This window comes from Streptomyces bambusae, assembly GCF_019400985.1.
Taxonomy (GTDB): domain Bacteria; phylum Actinomycetota; class Actinomycetes; order Streptomycetales; family Streptomycetaceae; genus Streptomyces; species Streptomyces bambusae_A.
Genome location: NZ_WTFF01000525.1, coordinates 1 through 3015 on the forward strand (window position 1 = coordinate 1; position 3015 = coordinate 3015).

At 71.4% G+C, this 3015-nt stretch carries 2 protein-coding genes; both read right to left on the reverse strand.

Features of this window, described 5'->3' with window-relative positions; genetic code table 11:
- Positions 1-609, reverse strand: a 609-nt coding sequence (locus tag GPJ59_RS35060; protein ID WP_219672113.1) for an NAD(P)/FAD-dependent oxidoreductase, incomplete at its 3' end; no start/stop codon positions are given.
- Positions 610-762: 153 nt separating this feature from the next.
- On the reverse strand, positions 763-3015 hold a 2253-nt coding region (locus GPJ59_RS35065), incomplete at its 5' end, for a collagenase (protein ID WP_258025394.1).

The following is a 3015-nucleotide window of genomic DNA, read 5'->3' on the forward strand; positions in this document are numbered from 1 at the left end:
GGTGCCGGCGGCGTTGACGACGGCCCCGGCGAGCAGCTCGCGCCGCGCGGTGCGGACGCCGGTGACGGCGCCGCCCTCGCGCAGCAGCCCGGTGACCTCCTCGCCGAGGTGGACCTGCGCGCCGGAGGCGGCCAGCAGCCGGGCCGCCGCCTGGGCGGGCTGGACCTGGGCGTCCTGCGGGTAGTGGAATCCGCCGGCGAGACCGGGGGCGAGGTGGGGTTCGAGGTCGTGCAGGGCGTCGGCGGGGACCTCGGTGGCGGTGACGCCCACCGCCCGCTGGCCCTCGGCGAAGGCGCGCAGGGCCTTCAGGGCGGCTTCGTCGGGAGCCACGACGAGGCCGCCCTTCGGCTCGTACTCGGTCTCCGGTGGGAGCACCTCGGCCAGCTCGCGCCAGAGCCTCGTGGACAGCAGCGCGAGGTCGAGCTCGGGGCCCGCCTCCTTGTCGGAGACGAGCAGGTTGCCTTCCCCGGCACCGGTGGTCCCGCCGGCGACGGGTCCGCGGTCGACGACGGCCACGGAGAGTCCGGCGCGCGCGGCGTAGTACGCGCACGCGGCTCCGACCACGCCGGCACCGATGACCACGGCGTCCAGGGAGTGTCTGTTGGGCACGGCAGTAATATGTCACATTCTTTTAGGGGTGCCTAGGGGTGCCTAGGGGTGCCTAGGGGTGCCTAGGGCCCAGGCCGGAGGGGCCCGGGTCGGCCGGGGAGGGCCGGCCCGGGCCAGGAGAGGCCGCGTCAGCCGCGGCCAGGAGGGGCCGCGTCAGCCGCGCAGCGGGCCTTCGCAGCTGTAGCCCGACGTGCCCGCCACCTTGTTGGACCAGATCTCCACCGGCCCGAAGGAGCAGTTCATGTCGGCCAGGTTGTTCGAGGCCGCGCCCGCCCGGTCGAGGATGAAGTAGTCGACCGTCTCGGACATGTCCTTGAAGTTCTGGTCGTCGCTGCGCCAGTTCTTCAGGTTCGCGGTGATCCGGCCGGTGCAGGTGAAGCGCCGCTTGCCCGGCTCGCCGTTCTCCACGCAGTCCGGTGTGTTGTACGTCGCCGTGGCGAAGGAGGACTTCACCGACTCCAGCGCCGAGTCCCGCAGCCGGTCGACCGGGGTGAAGGTGGTGTTCGGCACGTAGAGCTCGTCCACCTTGGCGATCTGCGCGTCCAGGAAGCGGTCGTAGTCGCGCTGGAGGTAGGTGTCGGAGCCGAGCCGGTGGCGCCACGCGTCGTACTTGGCCACGTCGTTGCCCCGCAGGTGGGTGTACATCTCGCGCAGCAGGGAGGGCTTCTCGGTCCACAGGAACTCGAAGAAGGTGCCCGCGTAGCTGTAGAAGCGGAAGCCGTCGCCGTCGTACGTGGCGTTGAGCAGCTGCTCGACGCTCATCCGGGGGCCGCCGCCCGCCGTGTCGTTGATGATGCTCTTGACCAGGGACTTGCGGACGGCGATGCCGTTGTCACGGGTGGCGCCGTCGAAGAACTCGGCCGTTCCCTCGTCCATGGCGGTGGTGCGGTCGCCCTCGTACCAGGGGCCCTCGCCGAAGAAGCCGGGGACGGCGTAGCGCCCGTTGAGGTAGTGCGTGTACTCGTGGCGGAAGAGCTCTTCGAGGGTGAGCGAGGAGTCCTGCGGGACGCGGCGCTGGTAGGTGTAGAAGGTGGCGCCGCGCTCGATGTAGATGCCGCCGTTGTTGGTGCCCATGCCGGTCAGGATCGGGTGGTAGTTCTCGTAGTCGGCGCGGGAGGCGTACAGGACGATGTTCAGCGTGGCGTTCGGGTCGCCGGCGAGCGGCTGTTCGGTGCCCAGGACCCGGTGGAACTGCGACTTGACCTGCTTGCTCGCGTAGTAGAGCTGGTCGACGACGGCCTTGTCGAGGCCGGTGCGGACCTTGATGGCGCCGTTGTCGTAGGTGTAGGTGTACGGGAAGATCTGCTTCTCGATGTCCTCCTTGCACACCCCGTACGGCTTGCAGGCCTCGTAGAAGTTGAGCCAGGAGACCACCTTCGCCCACTGCTCGCTGCCGTTGCCGAACGTGGCCTTGACCTGCTCCAGCATGGCGCCGAGGTCGGCGACGACCTGGTCCTTCAGGCCCTCGACCTGTCCGAACCGGGCGTACTCGCTGATCGCGTCGCGTACCACCCAGCTGTTGGACGTGCCCTTGAGGTGGCCGTAGCCGGCGAACGCCTTGAAGGCGGCCCGGTACGCGGGGTCGGCGGCGACGGCGGCGTGGAAGGCGGCGTCCTCGTTGCCCGGGTAGACGCCCAGGTAGTTGACGGACAGGGCGGCCAGCGCCGCGCCCGCCCAGCCCGGGTCGAGGTGGGTCTGCGGGTGGGACGGGTCCATGGTGGCCAGGACCTGCTTGATCAGCCCCAGCTGGTGCTGGCGCAGGCCGGGCGCGCTGCCGGCGTAGAGGGCCTCGCGCAGGGTGCGGGCGTTGGAGGCGGTGACGTCGAAGGTGCGGGCCGCGGACCCGAAGTCGGCGATGGCCCGGCGCATGGCGTCCACGGTCGGGGCGTCGGTGACGTCGATCTCGGAGCGCGAGTAGTCGTGATAGACGACGGCGTGCAGGTAGGTGAACATCTCCTCCAGGTGGGAGGAGTTACGGCCGTCGTGGGAGGCGGCCAGCGAGGATATCCGCCGCGAGACGGCCTGGACGTGCGCGTCGGACATGACCGGGGTGAGGCGGGCGTCCCAGGTCCAGATCAGGCCGCGCAGGCAGCCGTCGGCGAGGACGGCCGGGTCGGCGAGGAAGTCGGCGAACTGCTCGGGGCCGAGCCCGGTGATCCCGTCGAGGGTGCAGGGCACGCCCGCGGCGACGCCGCGGACGCCGTTCGCGGTGGGGGCGGCCTGGGCGAGCTTGCGGCTCTGCCGCTTCTCCGCCTGCGGGGTGTCGGCGGCCACGGCGGCGGACTGCGCCTCCGCCGCGCCGGGGACCCGGCCGGCGTCCTTGTCCGGGGTGCGGGCGCCGGGGGCGATGGCGGGGGCGGGGACGGCGGGGGCTGGCGGTACTACCCATCTGGAGTTGCCGAGGAA